This is a genomic window from Bacillus sp. K2I17 (assembly GCF_002209985.1).
Taxonomy (GTDB): Bacteria; Bacillota; Bacilli; order Bacillales; family Bacillaceae_G; genus Bacillus_A; species Bacillus_A wiedmannii.
This window is the reverse complement of sequence record NZ_NJGF01000135.1, coordinates 1-1,218: the sequence shown is the minus strand read 5'-3', so window position 1 is coordinate 1,218 and position 1,218 is coordinate 1. Positions and strand designations below refer to the sequence as shown.

The following is a 1,218-nucleotide window of genomic DNA, read 5'->3' as shown; positions in this document are numbered from 1 at the left end:
AATGGGTACTTTTTTAAACAAAGACACCAAAGTGGAAACTTTGTAAAAATAGCAAATACTAAATAGATGTGAAGTTAAAATCCAGTTCTATATTAGTAACAAAAATATTCATGAAGGATTTACTTTCTTATCTCATTAGCAGGACATGAGAGTCTAAACTTCTTTTAATTTTTTCCATTCTTATGTTGATGGTTATAGGAAAGGATTCCACAAACACCAAACAAGCTTGACAACAAGAGATTACAAGTGTAATATTCAGTTGTGGATTACAAATGTAATACGAGGGGTGTAATTTTAAACAATGGATGAATTACCTAAAATTTCAGAAGCTGAGTTAGAAGTTATGAAAGTACTGTGGTCAAAATCTCCACAAACAGCAAATGAGGTGATTGAAGCGTTAGAGGTGAAAATGGATTGGAAACCCAAAACGATTCGAACGCTGATTAATCGATTAGTTCACAAAGAAGCAGTGGCTTACCATCAAGATAAAGGGCGTTTGTACTCTTATTATCCTTTGGTATCGCAAGATAGTTATTTACAAGTAGAAACGAAATCTTTACTTAAACGTTTCTATGGTGCAGCATTTAAACCTTTACTTGTAAATTTCTTGAAAGAAGAAAAGCTGTCTTCAGAGGATATTAACGAACTTAAACGTATTTTGGATGAGAAAACTGAGGAAAATCAGAGGAAGGATAGATTGTAGTGATAGAAAAATTTATAAATATCTATCTACCTGCTTTTTTTGATTGGATGATTGAGACCTCTATTATGGCTAGTATATTAGTGGGCCTAATCTTGTGTATCAAGGTCTTGTTTAGAAATAAGTTAACTCCACGTTGGCAATATATGCTATGGCTCATATTAATTATAAGACTTGTATTACCTTGGTCGCCAGATAGTTCCTATAGTATCTATTCTGTTCTTACTTACAAGAATGATGATGCATTTATTTCTAGCCGAAATACTGTAGCTAATTTTCTTACAAAAGAACGTATGCAAGAATTAAAAGATGTAGACGATACAAAGGTTCTCACAAAAGAAGATACTTATACCTCAAGTTCAACAAAAACTGCCCAGGCGAACAAGACACAAACAGGCATGAATGAAAAGCAGGATGATGAGACGATTCCATTCTATACAATCTGTATGTATATTTGGCTTTCTGGCGTTATCCTTCTAAGTGTTGCTACTTTTGTAATGAACAGGCGTTTATTACTT

Annotated in this window: 2 protein-coding genes; both read left to right on the top strand. The window is 33.2% G+C overall.

Translation table 11 applies throughout. The features are described from left to right. Positions 1-301 precede the first annotated feature (301 nt). Positions 302-703: a BlaI/MecI/CopY family transcriptional regulator gene (locus CER22_RS31110; RefSeq protein WP_088610514.1), complete on the top strand. Its 402-nt coding sequence runs from the start codon at positions 302-304 to the stop codon at positions 701-703. Then, positions 703-1,218: M56 family metallopeptidase (locus CER22_RS31105; protein ID WP_306426519.1), on the top strand; the 516-nt coding region annotated here is incomplete at its 3' end. The genes CER22_RS31110 and CER22_RS31105, both read left to right, overlap by 1 nt.